Genomic DNA, 24126 nt, shown 5'->3' on the forward strand with positions numbered 1-24126 from the left:
CCCCGGGTTGCCGTCCTTATCTCTTGACGTCGGAGCATCATTCACATGAGCCAATGGCCTGACACCCGTATTCTCGACCTGCTGGGCATCGAGCTGCCGATCATCCAGGCGCCGATGGCCGGAGCGACCACTACCGCCATGGTGATCGCCGCCGCCCAGGCGGGTGGCCTGGGCTCCCTGCCCTGCGCCATGCTGACGGCCGAGCAGATCCGCCAGGATGTCCAGAGCATCCGCCAGGCGACCCGCGCGCCGCTGAACCTGAATTTCTTCTGCCACCAGAACCCGACACCCAACCCGGAACGGGAAACCCGCTGGAAAAATACCCTGGAACCCTACTACCGCGAGCTCGGCGTCGATTTCGATGCGCCGACCCCGGTCAGCAGCCGCGCGCCCTTCGACACCGTCAGTTGCGAACTGGTGGAAGAACTGCGCCCGCAAATCGTCAGCTTCCACTTCGGCCTGCCGGCGCCGGCCCTGCTCGCGCGGGTCAAGGCTACCGGGGCAAAGATCCTGTCGTCGGCGAGCACCGTCGATGAAGCGATCTGGCTGGAACGGCACGGCTGCGATGCGATCATCGCCATGGGCTACGAGGCCGGCGGCCATCGGGCGATCTTCCTCAGCGAAGACCTCAACAGCCAGGTCGGCACCATGGCCCTGGTGCCGCAGATCGTCGATGCGGTGCGGGTGCCGGTGATCGCCGCCGGCGGGATCGGCGACGCCCGCGGCATAGTCGCGGCCTTTGCCCTCGGCGCCTCGGCGGTGCAACTGGGCACCGCCTACCTGTTCACTCCGGAAGCCAAGGTCAGTGCCGCCCACCACAAGGCCCTGCGTACCGCCAAGGAGAGCGAAACCGCCCTGACCAACCTGTTCACCGGCCGCCCGGCGCGGGGCATCGTCAACCGGGTGATGCGCGAGATCGGCCCGATCAGCCCCCTGGCGCCGGCCTTCCCCCTCGCCGGAGGCGCGCTGATGCCGCTGCGCGCCAAGGACGACGCCGACTTCGCCAGCCTCTGGTCCGGCCAGGCCTTGCGCCTCGGGGTCGAACTGCCGGCCGCGGAACTGACCCGCACCCTGGCCGCCCAGGCCCTGGCCAAGCTGACCGGCCGCTAAACCCGGCACGCCGCGACTGCGGTCGCGGCGTTTTGCGCAAAACCTCCATTTGCCCTCAAGGCCGCGCGACCTTTGCAGTTCCGTTCGCTGGCGATTCGCTATATATTTCCGTATACAGCGTTTCACCCACCCCCGGTGCCGTCCATTTCCAATACCGCCAACCGCCCAACGTCCCTTCGCCAATGGAGCTGTTCATGAACCGTCGTCTCTCAGGTTTTGCCCCGACCTGCCTTGCCGCCCTGCTCGCCGCCTGCACCTTCGGCTCGGTCCAGGCCGCTGAAGTGCAGGTGGCGGTCGCCGCCAACTTCACCGCGCCGATCCAGGCCATCGCCGCCGACTTCGAGAAAGACACCGGGCACAAGCTGGTGGCCGCCTATGGCGCTACCGGGCAGTTCTATACCCAGATCAAGAACGGCGCGCCATTCGAAGTGTTCCTCGCCGCCGACGACAGCACCCCGGAAAAACTCGAAAGCGAAGGCGCCACCATCAAGGGCTCGCGCTTCACCTACGCCATCGGCACCCTGGCGCTGTGGTCGGCCAAGGCTGGCTACGTCGACAGCCAGGGCCAGGTGCTCAAGGCCAACCAGTACCAGCACCTGTCCATCGCCAACCCGAAAGCCGCGCCTTACGGCCTGGCCGCCACCCAGGTATTGGCCAGGCTGGGCCTGACCGAGCAGGTCAAGGGCAAGCTCGTCGAAGGCCAGAACATCACCCAGGCCTATCAGTTCGTCTCCACCGGCAACGCCGAACTGGGCTTTGTCGCCTTGTCGCAGATCTACAAAGACGGCAAAGTCAGCAGCGGCTCGGCCTGGATAGTCCCGGCCGAGATGCACGACCCGATCAAACAAGACGCGGTGATCCTCGACAAGGGCAAGGACAACCCGGCGGCCAAGGCCCTGGTTGACTACCTCAAGGGACCGAAAGCCGCTGCCATCATCCAGTCCTACGGTTACCAACGCTAAATGCCGCTATCGAGTGCCGACTTTTCCGCCATCTGGCTGACCCTGCAACTGGCGTCGCTGACGACCCTGATCCTGCTGATCGTCGGTACGCCGATTGCGTTATGGCTGTCGCGCACGCGCTCGTGGCTACGGGGGCCGATCGGCGCCATCGTCGCCCTGCCCCTGGTCCTGCCGCCGACGGTGATCGGCTTTTACCTGCTGCTCGCCCTCGGCCCCAACGGCTCTATCGGCCAGCTCACCCAGGCCCTCGGTCTGGGCACCCTGACCTTCAGTTTCAGCGGCCTGGTGATCGGCTCGGTGATCTATTCCATGCCCTTTGTCGTGCAGCCGCTGCAGAACGCCTTTACCGCGATCGGCACCCGTCCGCTGGAAGTGGCGGCGACCTTGCGCGCCAATCCCTGGGACACCTTCTTCAGCGTGATCCTGCCGCTGGCCAGGCCGGGGTTCATTACCGCGGCCATTCTCGGTTTCGCCCACACCGTCGGCGAGTTCGGCGTGGTGCTGATGATCGGCGGCAATATTCCCGAGAAGACCCGGGTGGTCTCGGTGCAGATCTACGACCATGTCGAAGCCCTGGAATACGCCCAGGCCCACTGGCTGGCCGGTGCCATGCTGGTGTTCTCGTTCCTGGTGTTGCTGGCGCTGTACTCCAGCCGCAAACCCCGCGCTGGCTGGAGTTGAATCGTGAGTGCATCGATCCATGTGCGCCTCAAGCGCACCTATAAAGATTTCAGCCTCGACCTCGATTTGCAGCTGCCAGGCCGTGGCGTCACCGCGTTGTACGGGCATTCCGGCTCCGGCAAGACCACCTGCCTGCGTTGCATCGCCGGCCTGGAACAGGCCGAACAGGGCCTGGTGCGGATCAACGACGAAGTCTGGCAGGACAGCCAGCGCCAACTGTTCGTGGCGCCGCACAAACGCTCCCTGGGTTATGTGTTCCAGGAAGCCAGCCTGTTCGCCCACCTGTCGGTGCAGGCCAACCTGGAGTTCGGCCTCAAGCGCATCCCGCGCGCGCAGCGTCGTGTGGACATGGCCCTGGCCACCGAATTGCTGGGCATCGGCCATCTGCTGCAGCGTCACCCGCACAACCTGTCCGGCGGCGAACGCCAGCGTGTCGGCATTGCCCGCGCGCTGCTCACCAGCCCGCGGCTGCTGCTGATGGACGAACCCCTGGCGGCCCTCGACAGCAAACGCAAAAGCGAGATCCTGCCGTACCTCGAACGCCTGCATGACGAGCTGGAAATCCCGGTGCTGTACGTCAGCCATTCCCAGGATGAAGTGGCGCGCCTGGCCGACCATATCGTCCTGCTGGAGAATGGCCGCGCCCTGGCCAGCGGGCCGATCGGCGAAACCCTGGCCCGTCTCGACCTGCCCCTGGCCCTGGGCGACGACGCCGGGGTGGTGATCGAAGGCCAGGTCAGCCACTACGACGCCGGTTACCAGTTGCTGGCCCTGCAACTGCCCGGCAGCCAGTTGCGGGTGCGGGTTGCCCATGCGCCGATGGCCATCGGCAAGCACTTGCGCTTCAAGGTCCAGGCGCGGGACGTCAGCCTCAGCCTGCAAGCCGGCGAGCACAGCAGCATCCTCAACCGCCTGCCGGTGACGGTCAGCGGCGAAATCCCCGCCGACAACACCGCGCATGTCCTAGTGCGCCTGGACGTCGCCGGCAACCCGCTGCTGGCACGGATCACCCGCTATTCCCGCGACCAGCTGCAACTGCACCCGGGCCAGCAACTCTGGGCGCAGATCAAGGCGGTGGCCGTGCTCGCCTGACTCCCCGGCAAATGGGTTGGCACCCCGGCGCCGCACCGCGGTCAATCGCCAGACAGGCCTGATCGATTGATTGCCAAGGATTCCGCCATGCCCGATAGCCCACTGCGCCCGGACCTGCCACCTGACCTGCATTACGTCGACGATACCCAGCCGGGGATCAGCCGCAAAAAAGTGCGCGGCACGTTCGTCTATTTCGACCCGCAAGGCCAGCGTATCCGGGCGCCCGACGAGATCCAGCGGATCAACGCCCTGGCCGTGCCGCCGGCCTATACCCAGGTGTGGATCTGCGCCGACCCGCGCGGTCACCTGCAAGCCACCGGCCGCGACGCCCGCGGGCGCAAGCAGTACCGCTACCACCCGCGCTGGCGGGAAGTGCGCGACGCCGACAAGTACTCGCGCCTGCTGGAATTCGGCAGCGCCCTGCCGCGCCTGCGCCAGCGACTGGAAGCCCTGCTGGCCACGCCCGGCTTCAGCCGCGACAAGGTCATGGCCACGGTCATCAGCCTGCTCGACGCCACACTGATTCGTGTCGGCAACAGCCAGTACGCCCGCGACAACCGCTCCTACGGCCTGACCACCCTGCGCAACCGGCACGTGGCAATCAAAGGCAGCTCGATCCTCTTCCAGTTCCGCGGCAAGAGCGGCATCGAACACCAGATCAGCGTCAAGGACCCGCGCCTGGCGCGGATCCTCAAGCGCTGCCTGGAGCTGCCCGGACAGAACCTGTTCCAGTACCTCGACGAGAACGGCGAGCGCCACAGCGTCAGCTCCTCCGACGTCAACGCCTACCTGCAGGAGCTGACCGGTGCCGATTTCACGGCCAAGGACTACCGCACCTGGGCCGGCAGCACCCTGGCCCTGGCGGTGCTGCGCGAGCTGCACTGGGAACCCGAGGCCGAGGCGAAAAAGCACATCGTCGAAATGGTCAAGGACGTCGCCCGGCAACTGGGCAATACCCCCGCCGTGTGCCGCAAGTGCTACATCCATCCGGCGCTGCTCGAGGGCTTCGTGCAGGGGCACCTGGCCGCCCTGCCGAGGCCGCGCAAACGCAAAGGGCTGCGGGCCGAGGAAGTCGGCCTGAGGATGTTTCTCGAGCGCCTGACGCAGCAGGCCTGAGGCTTTTGGCAATAGCCGCCCGGGTACCGCCGGGTTGTCATCCGGGACGCTGGCGCGTTAGGCTAGCCGCCCTTCCCCGTCACCGGACGATTGCCGACGTGAACAACTAAGCCTTCCAGAAATGTACTCGCGACAAGCCGCCTTGCAGCGCTTGTTGGCCTTTTTCGACATTTTCCGGAGGTGCTGATGACTCACGTCACACGGCTGCCTGCGCTGGTCTCCCTGAACCAGCTGACCTTCCAGTTCGCCCATGGCGAAACCCTGTTCGACTCACTCGACCTGACATTCGATGCCTTGCCCACCGGCATAGTCGGGCGCAATGGCACCGGCAAAAGCGTGCTCGCGCGCCTGATCGCCGGCGAGCTTTCACCATCCTCGGGCAGCGTCACGCGCTTCGCCCGCGTAGCCTATGTGGCCCAGGAACATCTGGCGCAGGAAGGCCAGAGCGTCGCCCAGGTCGCCGGCATCGCTGAGGCCCTGACCGCCCTCGAGCGCCTCGCCGCGGGCCAGGCCTCGATGGCCGACCTGGCGCAGGTCGACGAGCGCTGGGACCTTGGCGAACGCCTGCGCCGCCTGCTGGACGAGGCCGGTCTCGACAGGGTCGGCCCCGACGATCCGGCCGCCCGCCTCAGCGGCGGGCAACGGGCGCGTATCGCGGTGATCGGCGCCCTGCTCAGCGATGCCCAGCTGCTGATACTCGACGAACCGAGCAACCACCTCGACGAGCCCGGTCGCCAGTGGCTGCTGGCGCAGCTTCGGCAGTGGCGCGGCGGACTGCTGCTGATCAGCCATGACCGCCAGTTGCTGGCGCAGATGCAGCGCATCGTCGAACTCACGCCCCAGGGCGCGCGGGTCTACGGCGGCAACTACGCGGCGTTCCGCGCCCAGCGCGAAGCCGAGCGCGGCGCGGCGCGGGCCGCCCTGGAACACGCCCGAACCGAACGCAGTCGCGAACAGAAGCGCCTGCAACGCGAACATGACACCATCCAGCGCCACGCCGCCGGCGCCCGGCGTTATGCCGACACCGCCAACATCGCCAGCTTTGAACGGATGAAGATAAAAGGCGCCGCCCGGGACATCATGGGCCATGTGCGCAACCGCCAGCAGGGCCACAAGGACAGCCTCGATCAGCAGGTACGCGACGCCTACGCGCGGCTGGTGCCGCAGGCGCCCACCCTGGTGACGCTGCCCGGCACCGCGGTGCCCCAGGGACAGCAGGTGTTCTGCCTGACCCAGGCGCAACTGCCCTGGCTGCCGCCCGAGGCCGCCTCCAGCTACCTCGACCTGACCGTCACCGGGCCCATGCGCATCGCGGTCAGCGGGCCCAACGGCTGCGGAAAATCCACCCTGCTGAAGATGCTGGCCGGCGAGTTCCAGCCCTTGCGCGGCCAATGCGAAGTGCGGGTAGCCAGCGCCTGCCTTGACCAGCGCCTGTCGCTGCTCGATCCGCAGCGTTCGATCCTCGAACACCTGGGAGCCCTCGACCGGCCACTGCAGGAAGGCCTGTTGCGCAGCCGCCTGGCCTTGCTGCAACTCGACGCCCAGCGCGTGACCCAGCCCTGTGGTCGGCTCAGCGGCGGCGAACGGCTCAAGGCCGCGCTGGCGATTGCCCTGTGGCGCGACACATCGGCCAAGCTGCTGCTCCTGGACGAGCCGACCAACCACCTGGACCTGGAATCGGTGGAAGCCTTCGAAAGCGCGCTGCGCGATTTCCCCGGCGCGATGCTGGTGGTGTCCCACGACCGCGAGTTCCTCGCCGCCATGGCGCCCAGCCACCGGCTGCAATGGACGCCAGCCGGCTGGAGACTGGACGAGGAAAACCAATGAACAGGCTTTTGCACGAATTTCAAAGTTGCTTCTATAGTTGCTCTGAGCAGCTATCAACCAGGGAAGCGCCATGGAAGACATTTTTGTCGTAAAGCGCTGCAACAAGATCATCATCCAGGGTCGACGCGCCGGGGAAGCCGCCCACGGCGCGCCGATCGCCGCCCACTGGTACCGCATCGCCGACACCCGCACCGATGGTTTCATCGGCGATGGCTACGACCTGCAAGAGGACGCCGTGCGCGAGTGCCGCCGGCTCAATGCCGCCAGCCGCCGCGCCTGAAGCCGTGGACAACCGGGGCTGCGGCCACTCGCTGGCAATGATGAAATTTCTTTCACTGTGAGCCCGCCAAGGCTTCGCTAAAGTGGCTCACGCTTATTGAAGACTCCCGACTGGCCCACCGCCCCCCGGTGGGTCTTTTTTATGGGCGATCAGCAAGGGCCGGGCGGCGGTCTGGCAGAGGATGCCAGGCATAAAAAAGCCCCGCACACAGGCGGGGCCGGATGACGCGGGCTAGACCTCGGTCACTTGAGCCGGACCGCGGTGCCGGTGACAAACACCACCACCATGCCGCCACGGCCGCTGGGCATGCTGATCTCGTAGTCCAGGCCGACCACCGCATCCGCGCGCAGATCGCGGGCGCGCTCCTTGATCTCGTCGGTCGCCTGCACCCGGGCTTCTTTCAGCGCCCGCTCCAGGGTCTGGGAACGCCCACCGAAAAAATCGCGCATCCCGGCGAAGACATCCCGCACGACGTTGATCCCCTGCACGGACTCGGCGCTTACGATATCCAGGTACTCGGCGATCTCTCGCCCCGCGATCGCGTGGGTGGTAGTGATAATCACGGCATTCTCCTTTGACCGGCGCGACCCGGCCCTGAACCCGGGCGGGGTCGCAAAAAAACGCGATGGTAGCAGACCCTCCGCGGGTGGCCATGGAGAGCATGTCGGGCGCGGTTGCCGCAGCGCCCTGCAAGGCGATGCCAAGGGCGAGCCTGTCCGTGATTAAATCCGCCAGCGGATAACCGCAGATCCTTTCCCAGTTGGAGTATTCACATGGATGTCATTCAGTCGCGAGCCCCCGAACAATGCGCAGGCATGGAGGATATCCGCCGCGAGATCGATCGCCTCGACCAGGCTGTCATCAAGCTGCTGGGCGAACGTTTCCGGTACGTCTTGGCCGCGTCGAAATTCAAGACCTCGGAAACCGCCGTGCGCGCGCCCGAGCGCTTTCGCGCCATGCTCCTGCAACGCCGGGAATGGGCCCAGGCCGAAGGCCTGAGCGCCGACGCCATCGAAAAGCTCTACAGCGACCTGGTGCAACACTTCATCGCAGAGGAGCTCAAGGGTTGGAAATCCGCCCAGGCCCAGTCGCCGGCCTGAGGGCAAAAGAACACCCGACAGCCAGGGAACAAGCCAGGCTGCCGGGCAGGGTCGTGGAGGGGGTTATCGGGTATTGGCCCCTCGCGCAGCCTTCTTGGCCTTCGCCTTGTAGGCCGGCAAGGCTGCCGCGTAGGCCAGGGCCTCCTCCCGGGTGCCAAAGGAACCAAGACGGTCGCCCTTGGTGCAGACCCGCCAGGGGCCGCTGTTGACGCTGACCACGTCATAGCCGTTCATGTGCATCTTGTTCAGCATTGGAACGCTCATAATCGCCTCCCTTTCGGTAGAGATCGGCCGAAGTTGTCGCGAACACCTTACACCCGGTCCGCGCGGCTGGGGGTTCCATCCATCGCCACGGGGCGGGAACGCGCGGCCGGTCTTTCACTTGCGCTTCAGGTTTCCCAGAGGGTCATACGCCCGGGACTTGGGTTCTTTCTCCGGCCTGTTGTCCCTGGGCGCTTTCGCCGGGCCTATCGGGTCCACCTGCGGATCGGCCAGATCCGGAGAGTCAGGGTCGAAGCCCAGTTCGTCCTTGCCGGAAGCGTGCTCGGATGAACGCGGGCCCGTTGGCCTGTTCGTACTCATGGATACCTCCCGACCACGATGGAATGTCTTTCAATGAGAGGGCCATTCTCATGCAGGGTGCAAAACAGCTGACGAATGGTAATCGATCAAACAGCGTTTTCTGCCGTGCTTATGGCGTTTTGGCAGGTCTGCCGGAGCCGAATCATGAGCTGCGTTATCAGCCCGTACCCAGGCCTGCGTTTCGTCGCCCTGTCATTGCTAGGGCCATAGCGCAAGCGCACACTGGCTGCAGCTGACGGATCAGCTCCCCCTCTGCAAAAAGCCCGCCCATGCGGGCTTTTTGTCTATCCGCCCTCCCCGCGTCCCATCCTTTGCGAATACGACCCGCTGCCCTCGTCGCTCGGCTTTACTTCAACTGATGCACCCAGGCGTCTCTTCATGACGCTTACCATCGGGAGCCCTGCCATGAACAAAACACTTATCGGCATGACCGCTCTGCTGTCAGCCGTCGCCGGCTGCACCAGCGACGCTCATGTCTACCGCAATCAGCCGCTGGTGGCGAAGGTCGAGACCGGCATGACCCAGGAACAAGTTCGACAGATCGGCGGCGAACCTGTGGCCGTCACCCCTCGCACCGTGGAACTCGGCACCTGCTTCGACTATGTGTTGACCCAGGCCGGCCATAAACAGCCGTTCAATGTCAGCTTCGACGGCAACGGCAAAGTCGATCACAAAAGCTTCCTCACCTGCGCCGAATGGAGTCACGCCCAGCAGAAAGCCAGGGCTCCAGGCAGCGGCACGGGAGGCATGGGCGGCGGCTATTAAGCAGCGCTGGCCAGAATTGGCGGCGATTGCGGGTGGGCATGGCCAGATGAAATTTCTTTCACTGTGAGCCGAGCGCCAGGCGGGTAGATTCCACCCTGCTCATTCAACTATTGGCCCGCTCCCCGCGGGCTTTTTTTTGCCTTGCAGGGGGGCCTCGAGGAAGGAGCCAAAGTGGCATCGAGTGGCGGGAAGGACCGCCAAAGGCAAACTCCAGGCAAAAAAAAGCCCAAGTAGCTGATGGACACTTGGGGCTAAAAATGCATAAACCGTGGTAGGTGAACGCGGGGCTATCTTAACGTCCCTGAGAACATGTAACAATATATTTTGAGGTTATTTTTACCCTAAATATTTTCTAAGTCATTAAATAACCACATGTTTTTTCAGGCTATGGCCGATTCGTCACCTTGTTGGCGCCAGCAAAAAAGCGCCGCTGCCCTTCTTTTCGCATGACTACGTCTGCGTGAACCGCTTGCCTGCCATCAGGCATACAGGATCACGCACTCCGAAAACGAGGAAAACTCACCGGCTTCCACAGGCCCGCCGGTGCTGACCAACCTCGCTGCGAAGAACAGCCTTAAACCCGGTACCGCCGGGTACTCCACACAGCCTTCTTGCCCCAGCAGCAGAACTTTCTTTTCGCTGTCCAGCAGTTGAACGCCAACATTGCGTGCGGAACCGGCCTCTTCGTAATCATTCATCAAGGTCACACCATCACTGGTGATGCCGTCAAAGTAGATCTGGACCTTTTTCGCACCCTTGAGCCTGTCTTCATTCAACTCGACACTGAATGGCTGCGGAAAACTGCCACCTGCCTGAAGCACATCAAGGCTCGATGTGCCCAGCTCGACCACCTGCTCCATGCCGCTGGAACGCCGATGTGCAACCCCAGAAACAACACCTGCATCCAGGCCATGACCAGGATCGATCGTCCACGAGGGAGCGGTGACCCTGGCGCGAAAATCAAAGAACTTACCAACATTTTGAGTGGGCATTATTTATTCCTTTAATTGAATGCAAACATGCGATCGGTTCAGTCCGGAGCAGCCACCCAGGCCGCTCTTCCTGCCTGTCGCCATGCGCTTTTTCAATGGGCGAAACGCAGCCGGCTCGATAGTCGATGCCAGTCAAAAAAGCGCACACGGCGAACGCTGAAACCTTAGAACGGCGCCAAATCGGCGTCCCTAGGACACTTCCGAAACACTCCACTCAATTATCAGATCGCGCTGGAATGTTGCTGAAGAGGTGGCTCGGAAAAATCACCGTCAAGGCGGTTTACCTATATTTGAGCCCACGAAAAACAGGACAGCCGAGGTTAAACAGGATGTTTGGGGGAGGAATATCGACGGGAATGCGCAACGCTGTATGTCAGGCAAAAAGCCCGGTCTTGCACCGGGCTTGCTGGTGGGCCAGCCCGGAATCAGTCCAGGGCGTCGTGCAGAACTTCGTAGATGATGCCTGTGGCGATGGCGACCAGGATCAAGTCAGTGCCGGCCTGTTGCCACTCATAGCCGTCATAGTGCGGCAGCCGGCCGAGCATCCGGCCATCGAGTTTTTTCGCGATGCCCGGCGGCAGTGGTTTGCCTCGGGCCAGGTTTTTCTGGATACCCGGCGGCAGGGCCGGCCCGGGTGACCAGTAGTCACGACTGTCGCCAATGATCACGCGAATACCGCCGACATCGACTTGAGGGCCGTCATACCGCCCGCCCTGCTTGTAGTCCTGGGATTTGTTGCCTTTATTGCCATGTCCGCCCTGATTGCCCTGATTGCCATGGGGGTTGCCCTTGCCATTCCCTGGGTCCGCATACAAGGCAGTCGAGCCGAATAAAAACGCGGCGCTTGCTAAAACAGCTACAACCGAACGAGTCGTCATCTCTGCAGTCCTCTGCATGAATCCAGCCGTGGTGCCATTCGTCATGACACCCGAACTATAGACAGCCAATTGCGTCTTAGTTCATGCAAACCTCTCCTTATCTATGGAAGCGATCATGCTTTTAAAGAAAAAAAATCTCGTGACTGCCGTGACCTGTGTACTGATGCTGGCAGCGGCTCCTCTGCTCCCCATGACGTCCGCTTATGCCAAGGACGGTGGTGGCCATGGTGGCGGAAATGGCGGTGGCAACGGCGGGGGGCATGGCGGTGGTAACAGTGGTGGTCATGGTGGCCAGGCAGGCGGTCACTCGGGAGGGGTCAGCAGCAAGGGCCATAACGGCGGCCTGAAAAGCGACCCAGCCGGCAAGTCGGTTCGCAATCTTGGAGAAAATGGCAACCATTACGGCAGCATTCGTAATGACAGCAACGGTCATGGCTCGACCACTTCCGGCGTGGCTCATTCCAAAGATACCCGCGGGCTGTCCAAAGCCACCGCGATCTCGGACACCACGCCCGGGGACCACAACTCGAAAGGCCTGGGCAAAGCCAGTGTCTCCTCGAGCAAGAATGATCGATAGACCCTGCCTCATGCTCTCCAGCTGAATCGGTTTCAACACCCTCGGTTGGTCAGCATCGCCCCGCATGAAAAGCCCGGCCCAGCGCCGGGCTTTTTAGTACCTGCCTCCGCCCGGCGGCGCCCTCTTCTGCCCTCATGGCTCGGACAAAGATGAAACTATCTTTAAGTAACCTTCATGAAGCGAAGCATCTGAGTGCCTACCCTTCTGGGACCGACAAAGTGAACTACAGGAGTAACCCACGATGTTTTCCCATGAAGGTCTCGGTCTGATGTCCATCTTCATTGTCCTGCTGCTGTGCGTGCTGGCGATGTTCATTCACCCTGTGCACGCACTCTGGAGCTGGGTTCAAAGGCGTAGACGCAGGTTGTCGGTAGAAAACGCGGGGCGTGAAGGCAAGCCCTATTCTTCGCGCTGAACAGGCCCCCATCCAACGAAGCCCGGCCATGTCCGGGCTTCTGCTTTCTTGCTGCTACAGAACCGCTCTGGCTCAGAGTCGCGCCCTTGGTTGGCGCCGGTCGATCGCAACCGCGATCGCCGCCAGCAGGATCGCCAGGGTGTAGGCAAAAAGCCCCAGGTTGATGCCCAGGATCAACTTCTCAGAGCCATCGGTGAGCACCATCGACCCACCGTAAGACTGCCGAAGCCCGTAAGCCAGCAAGAAGCCACCCGTGACGAACACCGTCAGCAGGCTGGACAGGCGAAGGTTGCCCTTCAACCACACCAGCCACAGGCTGAATGCACCGATCGCCGTATTGGTGAACAGCTGCCAGACCTCATGCAACCGTGCGTGCGGCTCCCAGGCCGGGTTGAAAACATGGGTCTGATTGATCTCCAGCACCGGCACCACAACGGCGTAGAAGATAATCCCGATCGTCACAAACAGCTTTGCTATCACTTGGAACCTCCTTGTGAGCGCGGCAAAACGCTAGTGCTTCAGCGGCCTATAAGGACACGCAAACGAATAAAGATCACGTTCGATATGCGCCAAAAGTCAGGGGAAAATGACGGCCCGGGCACAGCCAATGGGTACCGCTCGTCCAGACCGTGGTGCCCTGTCCCGTTCGTCATCTACACCTTTAACCATGGACTTCCGGTCGTATTCATCCGACCTCTTCAGCGCCGCTCTTGGATATGGAGGATTGGGCAGCCGACATTCGATTCGATGGCACACGAAGCGCCATGCGAAACCGCAGTACCTCAAGCTTCGGGTTTCATTTCTCAAGGAACGGAAAAATGATCACGAACTGCACGAACTGGCATGCCTGGCTGGACACCATGCCACCCAAACCGGACGAACTTCATGTCGTTGGAGACGTTGAAGTTGCCAACCCAGGGGTCAAGGCCTATCTGACGGTACGAGTCCCGCAGGGTATCAACCCGGCAATACTCCTGCTGGATCTGCACCTGTACCAAAGGCCAGGGGATTGGATTCAGGCAATCACCTGCACGCAAGTCAGGTTCACCCGGGTGCTGCCGCCCAACGCCACGCTCTACAGCGCGGTTGAAATCTTCCACAACGGCGAGCGAATCGCGTACATCGACAAAATCCCACACATCTCCTGACTGATCCGTACTGCATCAGTGGAGCCTTGATATCCGACTGCGACCGCCTGATCCTCGATCAGTCGGTCGCCTCCCCCGCCGCACTCCTGCATCTTTTAATATGTCGGCTCTTGAACTGGCCAGCGCCTGCTTCTAGCCTGCAACCCGTTGTCAGGAAAAGTGCAAGAGAAATGATCAGAAAATTTGAACAGCAAGATATGGATGCCGTGCTGGACATCTGGCTGCAGGCTTCGCTGAAAGCCCACAATTTTATCGACGCCTCATTCTGGCAGTCGCAAGTCGACAACATGCGCAACCTGTACCTCCCGGCGTCAGAGACCTATGTCATCGAGCGACAATCCAAAGTGCGGGGCTTCTATTCGCTGCACGACGACCAGTTGGCCGCCCTCTTTGTTGCACCTGCATTCCAGGCCAAGGGGATTGGCAAGCAACTGCTCGCCCATGCCAGGGCACAGCGTCCCGTGTTGAGCCTGGCGGTGTACAAGGACAATACGGCCAGCTGCGGCTTTTACCTGGCACAAGGCTTTGTCGTGACCCACGAGCAGACGGATGAGCAAACGGGGCAGCAGGAATACCTTATGAGCAGCCCCCCGCTCTGATCCATGTAGCCCGTCACGGTATATCCCGCCCTGGCTTTTTATTGCCCTCCAAAAAACCCAAAAGCCCAGCGTACGAGCTGGGCTTTGCTGGCCAAAAACTGAATCAATGAGGCTGACGCTGCCTCTGCAACTCGGCCTTCAACCAGGCGCTTGCCGGTTGCGATCCAGCAGCGCAGTGCACCTCATAAGCCTTGCCACTCATGCTGCTTTTAGTGGCCGCGAGGTCGATAAAGTCCTCCGCGCTGGTCACCATGTTCTTGCCCTCGAGGTAATTCAGTTTTTTCTCCAGGTGCTGCCGTGCCTGGGGGGCTGGATACTCGGTGCCATTACGCACGAACTGGCATTGGCTGTGCTCGACAAAATCCAGCAAGCCCTTTATCTCCCGGGCAGCCTGAGGCGTTGTTTGCGCCTGCGCGTTAGTCGTCATTGCCAAGACGGTGATACCTGCCGCCATCAGCCATCGAGCCCGTTCACCGGTAAAAATTCGCATCATTCGTCCTTGTCTTGAAACTGAGCATTGTTGTCGGATCTGGTCGAGCATTACCCGGCGCCAGGTCGGTCAAACTTCGATAGGGAAAACCGGCTGAACGCCTTGCTGCACATCCGCCTGTTCTATCGCGGCTTCAAGCTTGGCCAGGAAGGCTGGATTCAATTTGGCGTCAAGCAGATTGACCTGCTCTACCGCCCTCTTCTGCTCAATCATCTTGGCAAGTTCTGCATAAGACAGTTTGGGTGCCGGGTTTTGAATAATAATCACTGAAACGCTTCCTTGGTTCATCCGTCCAGCCCACCAGAGGCTTGGCGGCAAGTGTATCCGCTGTTCCACACCGATCCAAACTCGCCCGGCCAGCACTTGGACGCCTGCATCCACTCTCCCCTTTGTCGATACCTGGCGCCTCCGAGCCTCAAATGCCACTTCGAGCGCAGCCTTGAGCCTTGCCGCCTCAGCCCGTCTTTGCCACGCATGCCTGTCCATGCCCAGGCCCGGCAGCGCTTCTGCCCCGTCATAGACCAATGGTGCCGCCAGTCGTCGTCGCAGCGTTGACGCCCTATCCCTTAAGGCGCGCAATGGCCCCCTAAAAATGATCGCCCAGGGCCCCTTTCCAGATGGCAAAGATCATAGTGCTGGCCGGTGACTTCCCCCAGGGTGACGCGGAGTATCTGCGCGGAACCATCACGCTCAAAACCGCCAATAAGCCGCTGATAGGGAAAAGTTTTCTCGTCTCCGAGTTCAAGGACCTGACCGTCGAAAATACCGACTCGAACAAGAACATTAAGAGCGCCATAGGCCTTGGAGTGGTGGGTGCCATGTTTCTTGGGCCGGTAGGAGCCGTCGCCGGCTATCTTCTGGCGGGCCACAATACCGAGGTGACATTTCTGGCCACCTTGAAGGATGGTCAGACACTGCTTGCGGCAACCGATAACGAGACCTACCAAGACATCTCGGCACGCTTCAACAGAAAAAACTCACCTGAAAAACACGATAAAACCGAGACTTGACGCCCGACATCGCAGGATGTTGCAGGCCGTGACGGGGTGAACGTAGCACTCGGGTACTCATTGACCGTCATATCGAAGATCAGGCATCCAGAATGCCTTGCAGACTGCTGCGTTTTACCCGCCAGCAGAACCCTCTCTTTCAGCCTTCTCCGCAGTCGGCAACTATCGACGCAGCCTGGATGGGGGATTGAGTGCAGCGCGATTTGCGCCCGAATGGAAAAGCAACAAGGCTGACCGGATTGAGCGGTCATTCACAGTCAGCCTTGTCGTTGGGACAGCTTCAACCCAGGAAACGGCAAATTACCATTGGCCCGAGAAGATGCAGGTCAGTGCTTCGATGCCGCTGAACTTCCACAGCGAGTCGTTACAGTCTCTGGCGAATGCGTGGGCGTTCGAGGCGGTGAGGGCCAGGACCACTGCGGAGGCGTAGACGATTTTCTTGAATGACATGGTGAATCTCCTTTTTCGTATCGGCACTTTCTTGTGAGAGCCACCCCGACGAGGATGGTCGTCCGCACTATATGCCCGGCCTCGGCAGCAGACGATTAGGGCTGGTGTGCTAATGGCGAATACGCATCACCCAAGGCCGCAGGCGAGTTGCGCCAAAACAGATTAGTCATTGCAGCTGTACTGATACTCGAATGGAAAAAACACTGTATCGACCACCAAGGAAAACGGCGCGTCGATCAGTAAAAAGGGAATCAGCTTTCCATGGGAGGTGCCTACCAACCACCAGTCCAGGCGCACGCCCTTGTAGGGGCAAGGGTGGTCGTAGTCCATGCGCATCGCCACCGCGGCGCAGCCGCTCAGGCAATTGACCAACACCAGCAGAATCACTTTCCGGAAACACCTAATGTCCTTATTACATCCATCTGCAGAGCTGCGTAGACCTCTCTGCAATACGCCAGTGACTTTTGCCCAGTGGTAATGACAAAAAATACATCCGCCAGCAGAAAGGCAAGAAAGCCTCTCCAACCGCGTAAATCTCAGAGCGGATTTGAATTTGCGGAGCGGAAACGAACAAGGGTTTGCATCAGCTTTCGCCAGCAAACCCTTGAAATAGATGGTGCCCGAAGCCGGAATCGAACCGGCACGCCCTTACGAGCGGGGGATTTTAAGTCCCATGCGTCTACCAGTTTCGCCATTCGGGCGGTAGCGCGGTGTTGCAGTCTGAAAGGCGTGAGCCGTTTCAGCGCCTTGCGGCAAGGGGGTGAAATATATACATCCCCTCCCTTTGAAGCAAGTTCGTTGGCGTCAAATTCAAGACTGAATATCGAGCCTGCCCATAAACAAAAAGCTCCGTAAATCATAGATCTACAGAGCTGTTTCTATCGGTGGGGGCTACGGCCGGAATCGAACCGGCGCAGAAGAAGGCTGCATGCCACTGATAAAAACAGGCCGGCAGGTTAGCACACTGAAAACATCGTAACCAACTGATTTCAAAAGACTTGTAACTGAATGGACGGAGCAGTCGGATCGCCTAGGTGCCGCTCCCGACGCCTTCCACCGCGCGCGCATAAGCGACCGTCGCCACCTCTATCAGAGTCTTGCGCTCTTCCCCGTCGATAATCCCCTTGGCCTTGAAGTTGTCGACAAGCCGCAGCAGTTCATCGTACTGCTCCTGCGCATCCATCCGGACTTCAGGGTTCGTCAGCAAGTCATGGAAGGCGGAAAACGCCTGCACTTTCGCGTCATCGTACATGGCCGACTCTCCAGGAATGTGTATTCGGTAGAGGGCGCAATGTCTCGATGGGTTCGTCGTGTACGACGTACGGTGGAACCCAACTGACTTGGGGATCGTGGGATGGCTAAAGCTACGGGCCAGCAGAGTCGAAGAGACAGGCCTGCGGCTGCTTCAGCCTGAATAGGCGCCCACCCTGACCAGCTGTTGGCCGTTCAGCAATCCATCGTAAACACACCTGGCCGGGCAAGCGGGACCACTCTAATCAGAGCGGTCGCGCATGTCTCGAAGACAATTCTGAAGAAACCTGAACGGCTTGAGGAAACCTGGGCGTAGCCGGCAGAAGCATGCGTGCGAGTACCTCGGTTGAGCGGTGATCGGACGGGCTAGCGTATCGACGCAAGCGTTCGAGGCGGGGCTGACTTGCTGCTTATCCAACTCGGCGAACAGGGCACTCCCTTACCCGCCAAGCCAATAACTTGAACGGGCTGCGATAGCGAGGCGGTGGATGGGACGCCATCAATATAGCGAGCAGGTTGCGCAATACCTGCCAAAAGTCGCGGAACACTCCCGATTGTGCACGTCTATCCCTGGGCCCCTGGGGTCCGCAGTGCTTTAAGAATCGACTGAACCTGGGAAAGTCCAGTGCCACTAGTATGCCCAGGCATTTATAAAGGCATGCGATGAAAGTCCCACAATCACCCGCACTGACTAATGAACACGCCATAAGAAAGAAGCGCACCGATGTCTCTTTCAACACTTTCGAGAAATCCCATGAACAGGTCCCTTGCCATGAATGTGGTGTTTGCCGGACTTCTGTCGTTGTTTGCTCTGCCCTCCCATGCCGGTATCTCATTGAATGGAACTCGAGTGGTACTGACCGGACCGAAGAAAGAAACTTCCATGCTGGTGCTGAACGATGAATCGATACCCATCATGATCCAGTCCTGGATCGAGCCCTTCAGCACAAGCTCCGATCAGGACGTCCCCTTTGCCATCACCCCTCCCCTGAAACGCCTGAGCGGGAACGCCCGACAGCAGTTGCGCATTCTGTATCAAGGCATGGGACTACCCGCGGACAGGGAGTCGGTGTTCTGGTTGAGCGTGCAGGAAGTCCCCCAGAAGTCGAAGGATGAAAACATCCTGCAGATTGCCGTGCGCCAGCGCATCAAGTTGTTTTACCGGCCCGCCGGTTTGCCAGGTGACGTTGACCAGGCCCCATCCAGGTTGCAATGGCGCATGGTGCCCAAGGAGGGCAAGCCGGGCCTGGAAATCAGGAATGACTCAGCGTTTCACATCTCTTTCGGCACGGTGAACATCAAGAGCGGTTCAAACAACTATCCGATTCCCGCAGAAATGCTGGCCCCCTACTCCAGCCAATCATTCACGATCGAGGGGGCTTCTTCCCTGGCTCCAGGCGGAGCAACAAAGATCGAGTTCGAAAGCATCAACGACGATGGAGTGCCAGTACAACACTCAGGCGACATATCCAGCTGAGCATAGTTAAAGATCAGAATTTTTTGTTTGTCGCTTAACCCGGCACCTTGTTATTGGCTGAATATCACTTCTTAGTGAAATACACACTTCGCCAATAGCCTTCACCCCAAACAAAGAAAATCATTTCCGAACGCATGGAGCCATGGGTGCGCAAGAGCGATTCACCCACAAACCCTATTCAAGGTCGATCAGAGAGAAACAGGCAATGAAGACCACAGCAAGAAAAATGACCAGCCCCCTCTTCGTCGCACCGCAACTTTGCATAATAGCCTTCATGGCCCTCGCCATGTCACCGTCCGCGAGGGCTGCGACTTTAGAGGCATTTGGGCAGGCGATTTCGATCCCGAAGAATACGACCAGCGGCACCATAGTGGCTCGACAGTACATCACTCCACGTTTAGTGCTCCATTACCAAGCTGAACTCATCCTCTCCCATCGCCCTGTCCTGGGCATGCTGACAGACCGAAACATCCGTGCCTCTCAGCTTCTACCGATTCTATTCGTCATGCTCATTCCTTCGACTGGCGGTGATGCAGCGTCAGATCTTCGGTAAATTCGCCCCGCTAACCCAGACTCAGCCGCATGACCTTAGCGCTGTAAAACCCAGCTGGAAGATGTGCCCGAGCTCAGCGAACGACCGTCGCAAGCGCATGTCATCTGTCGGGTTCGATAGCCAGGCCTTCGCACCGATGGAGCACCTTTACGCCAGATTGAAAGTCTCGATGCAGAACCCACATAAGTAAACGCGATAAAACAATAAAAAATAAGCGACTAAGACACTAACTCTACCACTCGTCGGAACCGCCACTTTATAAAGCTGAAGGCACCTTGCTTTTACCTGTTTACAGGCTTGACTGTATTCCTAGCCATGATCGAAAGGGGCAATAAAATATATCAGCACAAGAAACTGACATCATCCTTGACGCCGATATCACTCGCCTTGCCGTCAATACTCCACAACTTTTCAATGAGTTAACCTAACTACCGTTTTTCCGTAGCAGTGGCAAGTCTGCAACTTGATTTTAAATAGGGAGCCAACTCATGGAATGTACAATCAAAAAGGAATATGAACATGAGCATCACAGTCACCAACGGGGCAAGCACAGTAGTTAACGTGGCAATCAGTACATGGGAGAAAGACGGCAGTGACGCTTACTGGCCATTAGAGCAAGGCAAAGGTGATACCTGGAAACGTAGTGACCCAAGGGGTTACTTGATGGCCATACAGGATAAATCCCAAACAACTGAATACTACGTCACCTGCAACAGTGTAATTGTCATCGAAGACAACCTCGTGAAGGATCACGGCCGGACTCTTAACCCAGTCGCCGCGGCCGGGAAGAAAAATGTGGTAAATGCGTAATACCTAGCAGTAAGCGCATGTACAAAATGGCCAGTATCGTACAAGATGCTGGCCATTTCCGCAGGAAAAAAACAACCTATTCATCCTACTAGCGACTACCAGAAACCTTCATATTTAGTTGAGCTCTTATGGCTCAATACATCTAGACAAAAGCACTTCACTACTTGTCTCTGGAAACTCCTTTGCGATTACGCCTGATACACAGCAAAGCAATCAGTTCCAGATCGCCATCGTCAGTAATTCTGATAGTTCGTTGAGCATTCGGCCGGACACGCCAGGCGCGTGTAGTCCCATGAACCACGCCACCGACGCTGGGGACAGCAGGCACATTGGTGCAACGGGTTGGACCTACTCGTTATGGGAAGGTGGATAAGGGATTACGCATTTTGATGGAGGTAGCAGGCCACAAATAGCCCCAATGAACTCATCCAAGGGATTCTTGGGAGGAAGGACAAAGCACCACGGAGCCCAGCCCCCCATTAAAAGCGATGGAACGCCTGCTTTCCTCCAGCCAATAAAAAAGCCCGTAGATCATTGATCTACGGGCTTTTCAGTTTGGAGGCCGAGGTCGGAATCGAACCGGCGTAGGCGGATTTGCAATCCAGATAAAATCTCAATATTTTCAATCGGTTAATGAAATATCCGTTCCGCAAGCGCCATTCTTTAGAAAGGCTAGGACCCACGGCCTGCGCGGGTCAAGGTTTTGATTGCGGAACTGATTTCGCAGGCTTTCCTAGCGGTTCAGGATCCAGTGACAGCCGTCGTCCTACAAGCGCCTAGCTCAACCCCACCAAGAGATCAGCCATTGCAATCGATCCAATGATGGATTGGACACATTCTTCTTAAGGCCCTCAAGAATAAAGGACCGCAGACCAACCAAAAGCCCCATGTACCAATTTTGTACCAATCAAAGCCACAGCTATACGTGCACATCACTAGTCTAAAGCTAGTAAACACCGCGAGTACGCACGATCACATTGCTAGCCCTACCCGCTTTCCTCACTATCAACCGAATCCTCTTATATTTTGTAACAGTGATTTCGACCATTGCGCTAGGCGTATCCTGGCGCTTACAGATTCCCGCTTACCCTAAATTGCACCCCGATACCCCGCCTCCCTCTGAGCCGTCGTTGCGAGCCTTGAAAAGCCGGGGCGTACGGCCAGCACTGGTGGGGCCTGCTATCCTACGAAGGGCTCTCGGAAATGATCGAAAAAATTGAAGAAACGAAATTTCCAAAAAATAGAAACCTGACTATAGTAATTTTGACCAACTTCGGTCGAACAAGGAAGTCAACGACATGTCTAATACCAAAATTACGATAAATGCGCTTTCGGCAATAAATCTGACGAATCTTTCAGAAAGCGGCAGCGGGGCAATACCTGTAAATCTGGCGGCCGGTCAGTACGCAGTCACGCTATCGGAAGATACAATGCAATTTAGGCCGAACCTTTATATACAACAGGTCATTCTTTTCAATACGACCTCGCACAAGGATGGAAGCTGTGAAAAATGGTACTCTACGGTTAACACGTCGGAAGGAACGACAATTAAAGTTGACGGTAACAAGCCAGTTTATGTTTTTATCGTAGATCATTACAGTGTCCACGATAACTCTGGAAGTGCGACGGTAACGTTCACTCCCGTTTAATACGGAATAAATCGAAAAGGGGGGACCGTTTTATTTACAGCCCCCTGCTCCAAGCCCCAAAACGCCTGGCACCTTTCCAGATAAACTCAGCGCTCCATACCCCCCGCCGGCTGCACTCAAAGCGACAGACACTCCATCCCCTTGAGCCCCCCGCCCAGTCCGAACCCTCCCAAAGCTTTCTATTCTATGGGGGTATTTTGACTTCTTACGTACAGTGCAGCGAACCGGTGTACGTAGCAGCAGAGGAAATGTTCGTATCAATAACAAACCAGGAAAACTACAAGATGGACATTGAAAGTTTAAACCCTGCGTTAATTTCCACTTCACTACCACTAGCAACAATAATCCCTTACGCTGGAAGTGTTCACGAGGCAAGTCGTAGATCTCTTGCAAAGGCCGGTTGGCTTGTGTGCGATGGAAGTACAGTTAGTCGAACTGCATATAAAGATCTCTACTCCGTTATCGGTGACATACATGGAAGAGGTGATGCACTAACTACATTCAATTTACCTGACTATAGAGGACGGTTTCTTCGAGGAGTAGATCATGGTGCCGGACGTGATCTGGATGCGGGATCAAGAACTGCTTGTGCTAGTGGAGGCCTTACTGGAGATGCAGTTGGCTCTGTTCAAGAAGACTCATTCCGTTCTCACTCCCACTCTACCGTACAAATGATAGGAGACGGAAACGTTGATGGTGTCGACAGCACCACCACTCACAGTGGAGATCATCATAATGAAGGGAGACAAACGAGCGCTGTCGGTGGAAATGAAACACGCCCAATTAACGCCAATGTTTTCTGGCTAATCTTAGCCGGTGTCTCTGCAATAGGAAGCAGCCAACTTTAGTAGTTTTCTCAGATTATATTGGGCGATTGAAGCCCAATATAATCTGAAGGCAGCGCAGATACTCAAGAATAAAAGAGCCATAAAAATTGGATAGGGATTCGAACCCGACCGAAGGACTCGACAGGTCGCAATAGACCTATATTTGCTGGGTCAAAAGGAAGCGCCGGCGGGCTGTCGCGGCCTATTTCGGCCCAGCGTTTGCCCTAAATTTGCCCTAAGCCTCACGACCAACCATAGCGATGTATGTCACATGTACGGAACCTTTTGTCGTGCGGCAGATGTTCGTGATACTGGTCATTGAGGAAGGCGCCCATGACACGCAGTTTCGTGAGATACGGCGCCTTTCTCCCCCATTCCGCATTTTGTCCTGAAGCTACCTCCCACACGCCGTTGTGAATCTCCGTTTGCTGTCTATGCTGCTAGCTGGAAAGCCTTGTTATCCATGTCATATTTTCGTTGGATAGTCATTACCGTCCTCGCAATACCCCCTCAGGAAAATAAGGACTTTCAGCATGTACGCACGCATTGATCCGAGCCGTTGGAAAATTACTGAGACTGTTGCGGTTGAACGTCGTGATCAACTTCTAAACGCCCCGGACTTTCAGGTCATCGTAGATCGCTTAGTTGAAAAAACTGATAAAATTTTGATGGTACGAGAACATTGTTGCAAATCCCACGACTATTTTAGGGTTGTAGCCACTCTTCACTGCACTCAGTCGCGTTTGGTGGACTTTTTCCATAACGCAAACACCGGATATCGTGCTCAATATCTAGAGAGCCCATCCCTAGGGGATGCGGCAAACGCCTACTGCTCGCAACAATTCGCCAGCTTGGTTGAGGCTAAGGTTAGAAAAAAGCTTCCCGGACACTGGAGTTTAGATTGGGCATCGGAATCAATCCACAGCAAGTGCGCGAAATCATGGATATACCAGGGCCTGTGGATCCGGAACGCACGCGAAGATTGTGAGGACCTGAAGGTCGATGCGTGGTCACCTAAATGTGGTACTGACAAAGATAAACGAAGAAAAGCGCGTTATGGTCGGCAACTGCCCGGAGAAGAAAACCGTATTGTTCTTAAAGGCGGGTGGATCTCGATAGACTTGAAGTGCCTCGGTTCACTGAAGTCTGAAAGAGCAAATGATATCCATCGTTACGGATTCACATGATCGTGACATAACCCAGATGTGCGCTCGCCGCGCTTTGTGCACAAGGCAGAGGCCGCGGCCTGGACTTGCAGGAAGGGTCTGCGGGTTCGGCGGGCCGGGCTGGATGTTGACGCATCCACCTGGCTCGCCTCTTTTACTTGGTGACCTCGCGAACGTAGGCCTGACAGGCCTTCAACGCGATTTGAACCCCTTCCTTATTATCCGTAGGCCGCTTTAGGCCAGCAAATACGCGTTGAGCGGCTTTGGGCAGTTGCCTATAAAGGCCTTTAACGGCCCACGTTTTTCCCTAAATTTGCCC

The 24126-nt window shown here is 58.2% G+C and carries 29 protein-coding genes and 1 tRNA gene; 17 read left to right on the plus strand and 13 right to left on the minus strand.

Translation table 11 applies throughout. The annotated features are described in order from the left end of the window. The first annotated feature begins 45 nt into the window (after positions 1-45). The 7 genes from BM019_RS22100 (at position 46) to BM019_RS22130 (ending at position 7068) form a co-directional block, all read left to right on the plus strand. The gene (locus BM019_RS22100) at positions 46-1110 is read left to right on the plus strand and encodes an NAD(P)H-dependent flavin oxidoreductase (protein ID WP_092420279.1); all 1065 of its coding nucleotides are present in this window, start codon (positions 46-48) and stop codon (positions 1108-1110) included. 194 nt (positions 1111-1304) lie between these two features. Further along, positions 1305-2072: a molybdate ABC transporter substrate-binding protein gene (gene modA, locus BM019_RS22105; protein ID WP_092420282.1), complete on the plus strand. Its 768-nt coding sequence runs from the start codon at positions 1305-1307 to the stop codon at positions 2070-2072. Next, positions 2073-2753: a molybdate ABC transporter permease subunit gene (gene modB / locus BM019_RS22110; protein WP_009044232.1), complete on the plus strand. Its 681-nt coding sequence runs from the start codon at positions 2073-2075 to the stop codon at positions 2751-2753. A gap of 3 nt (positions 2754-2756) precedes the next feature. Beyond that, positions 2757-3845 (plus strand): molybdenum ABC transporter ATP-binding protein, encoded by a 1089-nt coding sequence (modC, locus tag BM019_RS22115; RefSeq protein WP_092420285.1) that lies wholly within the window; start codon positions 2757-2759, stop codon positions 3843-3845. Between the two features lie 87 nt (positions 3846-3932). Continuing rightward, positions 3933-4961, plus strand: coding sequence for a DNA topoisomerase IB (locus tag BM019_RS22120; RefSeq protein ID WP_009044234.1), 1029 nt, complete (start codon positions 3933-3935; stop codon positions 4959-4961). A 186-nt stretch (positions 4962-5147) separates the two neighbouring features. Further along, on the plus strand, positions 5148-6788 hold the full coding sequence (locus BM019_RS22125) for an ABC-F family ATP-binding cassette domain-containing protein (RefSeq protein WP_092420288.1): 1641 nt from the start codon (positions 5148-5150) through the stop codon (positions 6786-6788). Between the two features lie 70 nt (positions 6789-6858). Continuing rightward, on the plus strand, positions 6859-7068 hold the full coding sequence (locus BM019_RS22130; RefSeq protein WP_007921709.1) for a hypothetical protein: 210 nt from the start codon (positions 6859-6861) through the stop codon (positions 7066-7068). 242 nt (positions 7069-7310) lie between these two features. Here the strand turns inward: BM019_RS22130 and BM019_RS22135 are convergent, their stop codons facing one another. Next, positions 7311-7631 carry a YbjQ family protein gene (locus BM019_RS22135; RefSeq protein WP_009044236.1) on the minus strand — a complete coding sequence of 107 codons (321 nt, stop codon included), beginning with the start codon at positions 7629-7631 and terminating at the stop codon, positions 7311-7313. A gap of 210 nt (positions 7632-7841) precedes the next feature. Here BM019_RS22135 and BM019_RS22140 point away from each other — a divergent pair, with 210 nt between their 5' ends. Beyond that, positions 7842-8168, plus strand: coding sequence for an isochorismate lyase (locus BM019_RS22140; protein WP_007921706.1), 327 nt, complete (start codon positions 7842-7844; stop codon positions 8166-8168). Between the two features lie 63 nt (positions 8169-8231). On the opposite strand, the gene BM019_RS22145 is transcribed toward BM019_RS22140, so the two are convergent. Together BM019_RS22145 and BM019_RS22150 are read right to left on the minus strand one after the other, a co-directional pair. After that, on the minus strand, positions 8232-8432 hold the full coding sequence (locus BM019_RS22145; protein WP_007921704.1) for a hypothetical protein: 201 nt from the start codon (positions 8430-8432) through the stop codon (positions 8232-8234). A 114-nt stretch (positions 8433-8546) separates the two neighbouring features. After that, on the minus strand, positions 8547-8750 hold the full coding sequence (locus BM019_RS22150) for a DUF6021 family protein (RefSeq protein WP_037004783.1): 204 nt from the start codon (positions 8748-8750) through the stop codon (positions 8547-8549). A 405-nt stretch (positions 8751-9155) separates the two neighbouring features. Between BM019_RS22150 and osmE the strand changes: the two genes are divergently transcribed. Continuing rightward, positions 9156-9515: an osmotically-inducible lipoprotein OsmE gene (gene osmE / locus BM019_RS22155; protein WP_009044238.1), complete on the plus strand. Its 360-nt coding sequence runs from the start codon at positions 9156-9158 to the stop codon at positions 9513-9515. A 479-nt stretch (positions 9516-9994) separates the two neighbouring features. On the opposite strand, the gene BM019_RS22160 is transcribed toward osmE, so the two are convergent. Further along, positions 9995-10507 (minus strand): fimbrial protein, encoded by a 513-nt coding sequence (locus BM019_RS22160; protein WP_092420291.1) that lies wholly within the window; start codon positions 10505-10507, stop codon positions 9995-9997. Between the two features lie 425 nt (positions 10508-10932). After that, entirely contained in the window at positions 10933-11385 is a 453-nt protein-coding gene (locus BM019_RS22165; protein WP_062826115.1) for an anti-virulence regulator CigR family protein, read from the minus strand. A 115-nt stretch (positions 11386-11500) separates the two neighbouring features. Between BM019_RS22165 and BM019_RS22170 the strand changes: the two genes are divergently transcribed. Further along, complete coding sequence (locus tag BM019_RS22170; RefSeq protein ID WP_009044241.1) at positions 11501-11962, plus strand: hypothetical protein; 462 nt, start codon at positions 11501-11503, stop codon at positions 11960-11962. 487 nt (positions 11963-12449) lie between these two features. Here the strand turns inward: BM019_RS22170 and BM019_RS22175 are convergent, their stop codons facing one another. Then, a complete protein-coding gene (locus BM019_RS22175) occupies positions 12450-12857 on the minus strand; it encodes a hypothetical protein (RefSeq protein ID WP_085530615.1) in 408 nt (135 codons plus the stop codon). Between the two features lie 338 nt (positions 12858-13195). Here BM019_RS22175 and BM019_RS22180 point away from each other — a divergent pair, with 338 nt between their 5' ends. Together BM019_RS22180 and BM019_RS22185 are read left to right on the plus strand one after the other, a co-directional pair. Then, entirely contained in the window at positions 13196-13525 is a 330-nt protein-coding gene (locus BM019_RS22180; protein WP_085530614.1) for a hypothetical protein, read from the plus strand. Positions 13526-13695: 170 nt separating this feature from the next. Then, positions 13696-14124, plus strand: a complete 429-nt coding sequence (locus BM019_RS22185) for an N-acetyltransferase (protein ID WP_092420294.1) — start codon at positions 13696-13698, stop codon at positions 14122-14124. Between the two features lie 103 nt (positions 14125-14227). On the opposite strand, the gene BM019_RS22190 is transcribed toward BM019_RS22185, so the two are convergent. Then, on the minus strand, positions 14228-14614 hold the full coding sequence (locus tag BM019_RS22190; protein WP_092420297.1) for a YfeK family protein: 387 nt from the start codon (positions 14612-14614) through the stop codon (positions 14228-14230). A 69-nt stretch (positions 14615-14683) separates the two neighbouring features. Next, complete coding sequence (locus tag BM019_RS31070; RefSeq protein ID WP_190304717.1) at positions 14684-14881, minus strand: hypothetical protein; 198 nt, start codon at positions 14879-14881, stop codon at positions 14684-14686. Between the two features lie 350 nt (positions 14882-15231). Here BM019_RS31070 and BM019_RS22200 point away from each other — a divergent pair, with 350 nt between their 5' ends. Then, positions 15232-15624 carry a hypothetical protein gene (locus tag BM019_RS22200; protein ID WP_037004792.1) on the plus strand — a complete coding sequence of 131 codons (393 nt, stop codon included), beginning with the start codon at positions 15232-15234 and terminating at the stop codon, positions 15622-15624. 300 nt (positions 15625-15924) lie between these two features. Here the strand turns inward: BM019_RS22200 and BM019_RS30860 are convergent, their stop codons facing one another. The 4 genes from BM019_RS30860 to BM019_RS22215 form a co-directional block, all read right to left on the minus strand. After that, a complete protein-coding gene (locus BM019_RS30860) occupies positions 15925-16074 on the minus strand; it encodes a hypothetical protein (protein ID WP_007921689.1) in 150 nt (49 codons plus the stop codon). A gap of 162 nt (positions 16075-16236) precedes the next feature. Then, the gene (locus BM019_RS22205) at positions 16237-16410 is read right to left on the minus strand and encodes a YceK/YidQ family lipoprotein (RefSeq protein WP_023965825.1); all 174 of its coding nucleotides are present in this window, start codon (positions 16408-16410) and stop codon (positions 16237-16239) included. Positions 16411-16688: 278 nt separating this feature from the next. Beyond that, positions 16689-16775 (minus strand) — tRNA-Leu (locus BM019_RS22210). A 329-nt stretch (positions 16776-17104) separates the two neighbouring features. Further along, positions 17105-17326 (minus strand): hypothetical protein, encoded by a 222-nt coding sequence (locus BM019_RS22215; protein ID WP_009044248.1) that lies wholly within the window; start codon positions 17324-17326, stop codon positions 17105-17107. 771 nt (positions 17327-18097) lie between these two features. Here BM019_RS22215 and BM019_RS22220 point away from each other — a divergent pair. Next, positions 18098-18802 (plus strand): fimbrial biogenesis chaperone, encoded by a 705-nt coding sequence (locus tag BM019_RS22220; protein WP_345788667.1) that lies wholly within the window; start codon positions 18098-18100, stop codon positions 18800-18802. Between the two features lie 174 nt (positions 18803-18976). Here the strand turns inward: BM019_RS22220 and BM019_RS30865 are convergent, their stop codons facing one another. Continuing rightward, complete coding sequence (locus BM019_RS30865) at positions 18977-19171, minus strand: hypothetical protein (protein ID WP_175510706.1); 195 nt, start codon at positions 19169-19171, stop codon at positions 18977-18979. A gap of 703 nt (positions 19172-19874) precedes the next feature. Here BM019_RS30865 and BM019_RS22230 point away from each other — a divergent pair. From BM019_RS22230 to BM019_RS30595, 3 genes are all read left to right on the plus strand, one after another. Next, positions 19875-20165 (plus strand): hypothetical protein, encoded by a 291-nt coding sequence (locus BM019_RS22230; protein ID WP_062822961.1) that lies wholly within the window; start codon positions 19875-19877, stop codon positions 20163-20165. Positions 20166-21463: 1298 nt separating this feature from the next. Next, positions 21464-21814, plus strand: coding sequence for a hypothetical protein (locus BM019_RS30590; RefSeq protein WP_139217383.1), 351 nt, complete (start codon positions 21464-21466; stop codon positions 21812-21814). A 1360-nt stretch (positions 21815-23174) separates the two neighbouring features. After that, positions 23175-23828, plus strand: a complete 654-nt coding sequence (locus tag BM019_RS30595) for a hypothetical protein (protein WP_139217385.1) — start codon at positions 23175-23177, stop codon at positions 23826-23828. The last annotated feature ends 298 nt before the right edge of the window (positions 23829-24126 follow it).

Origin of the sequence: Pseudomonas sp. NFPP07, assembly GCF_900115645.1 — a bacterium.
Lineage (GTDB): Bacteria > Pseudomonadota > Gammaproteobacteria > Pseudomonadales > Pseudomonadaceae > Aquipseudomonas > Aquipseudomonas chlororaphis.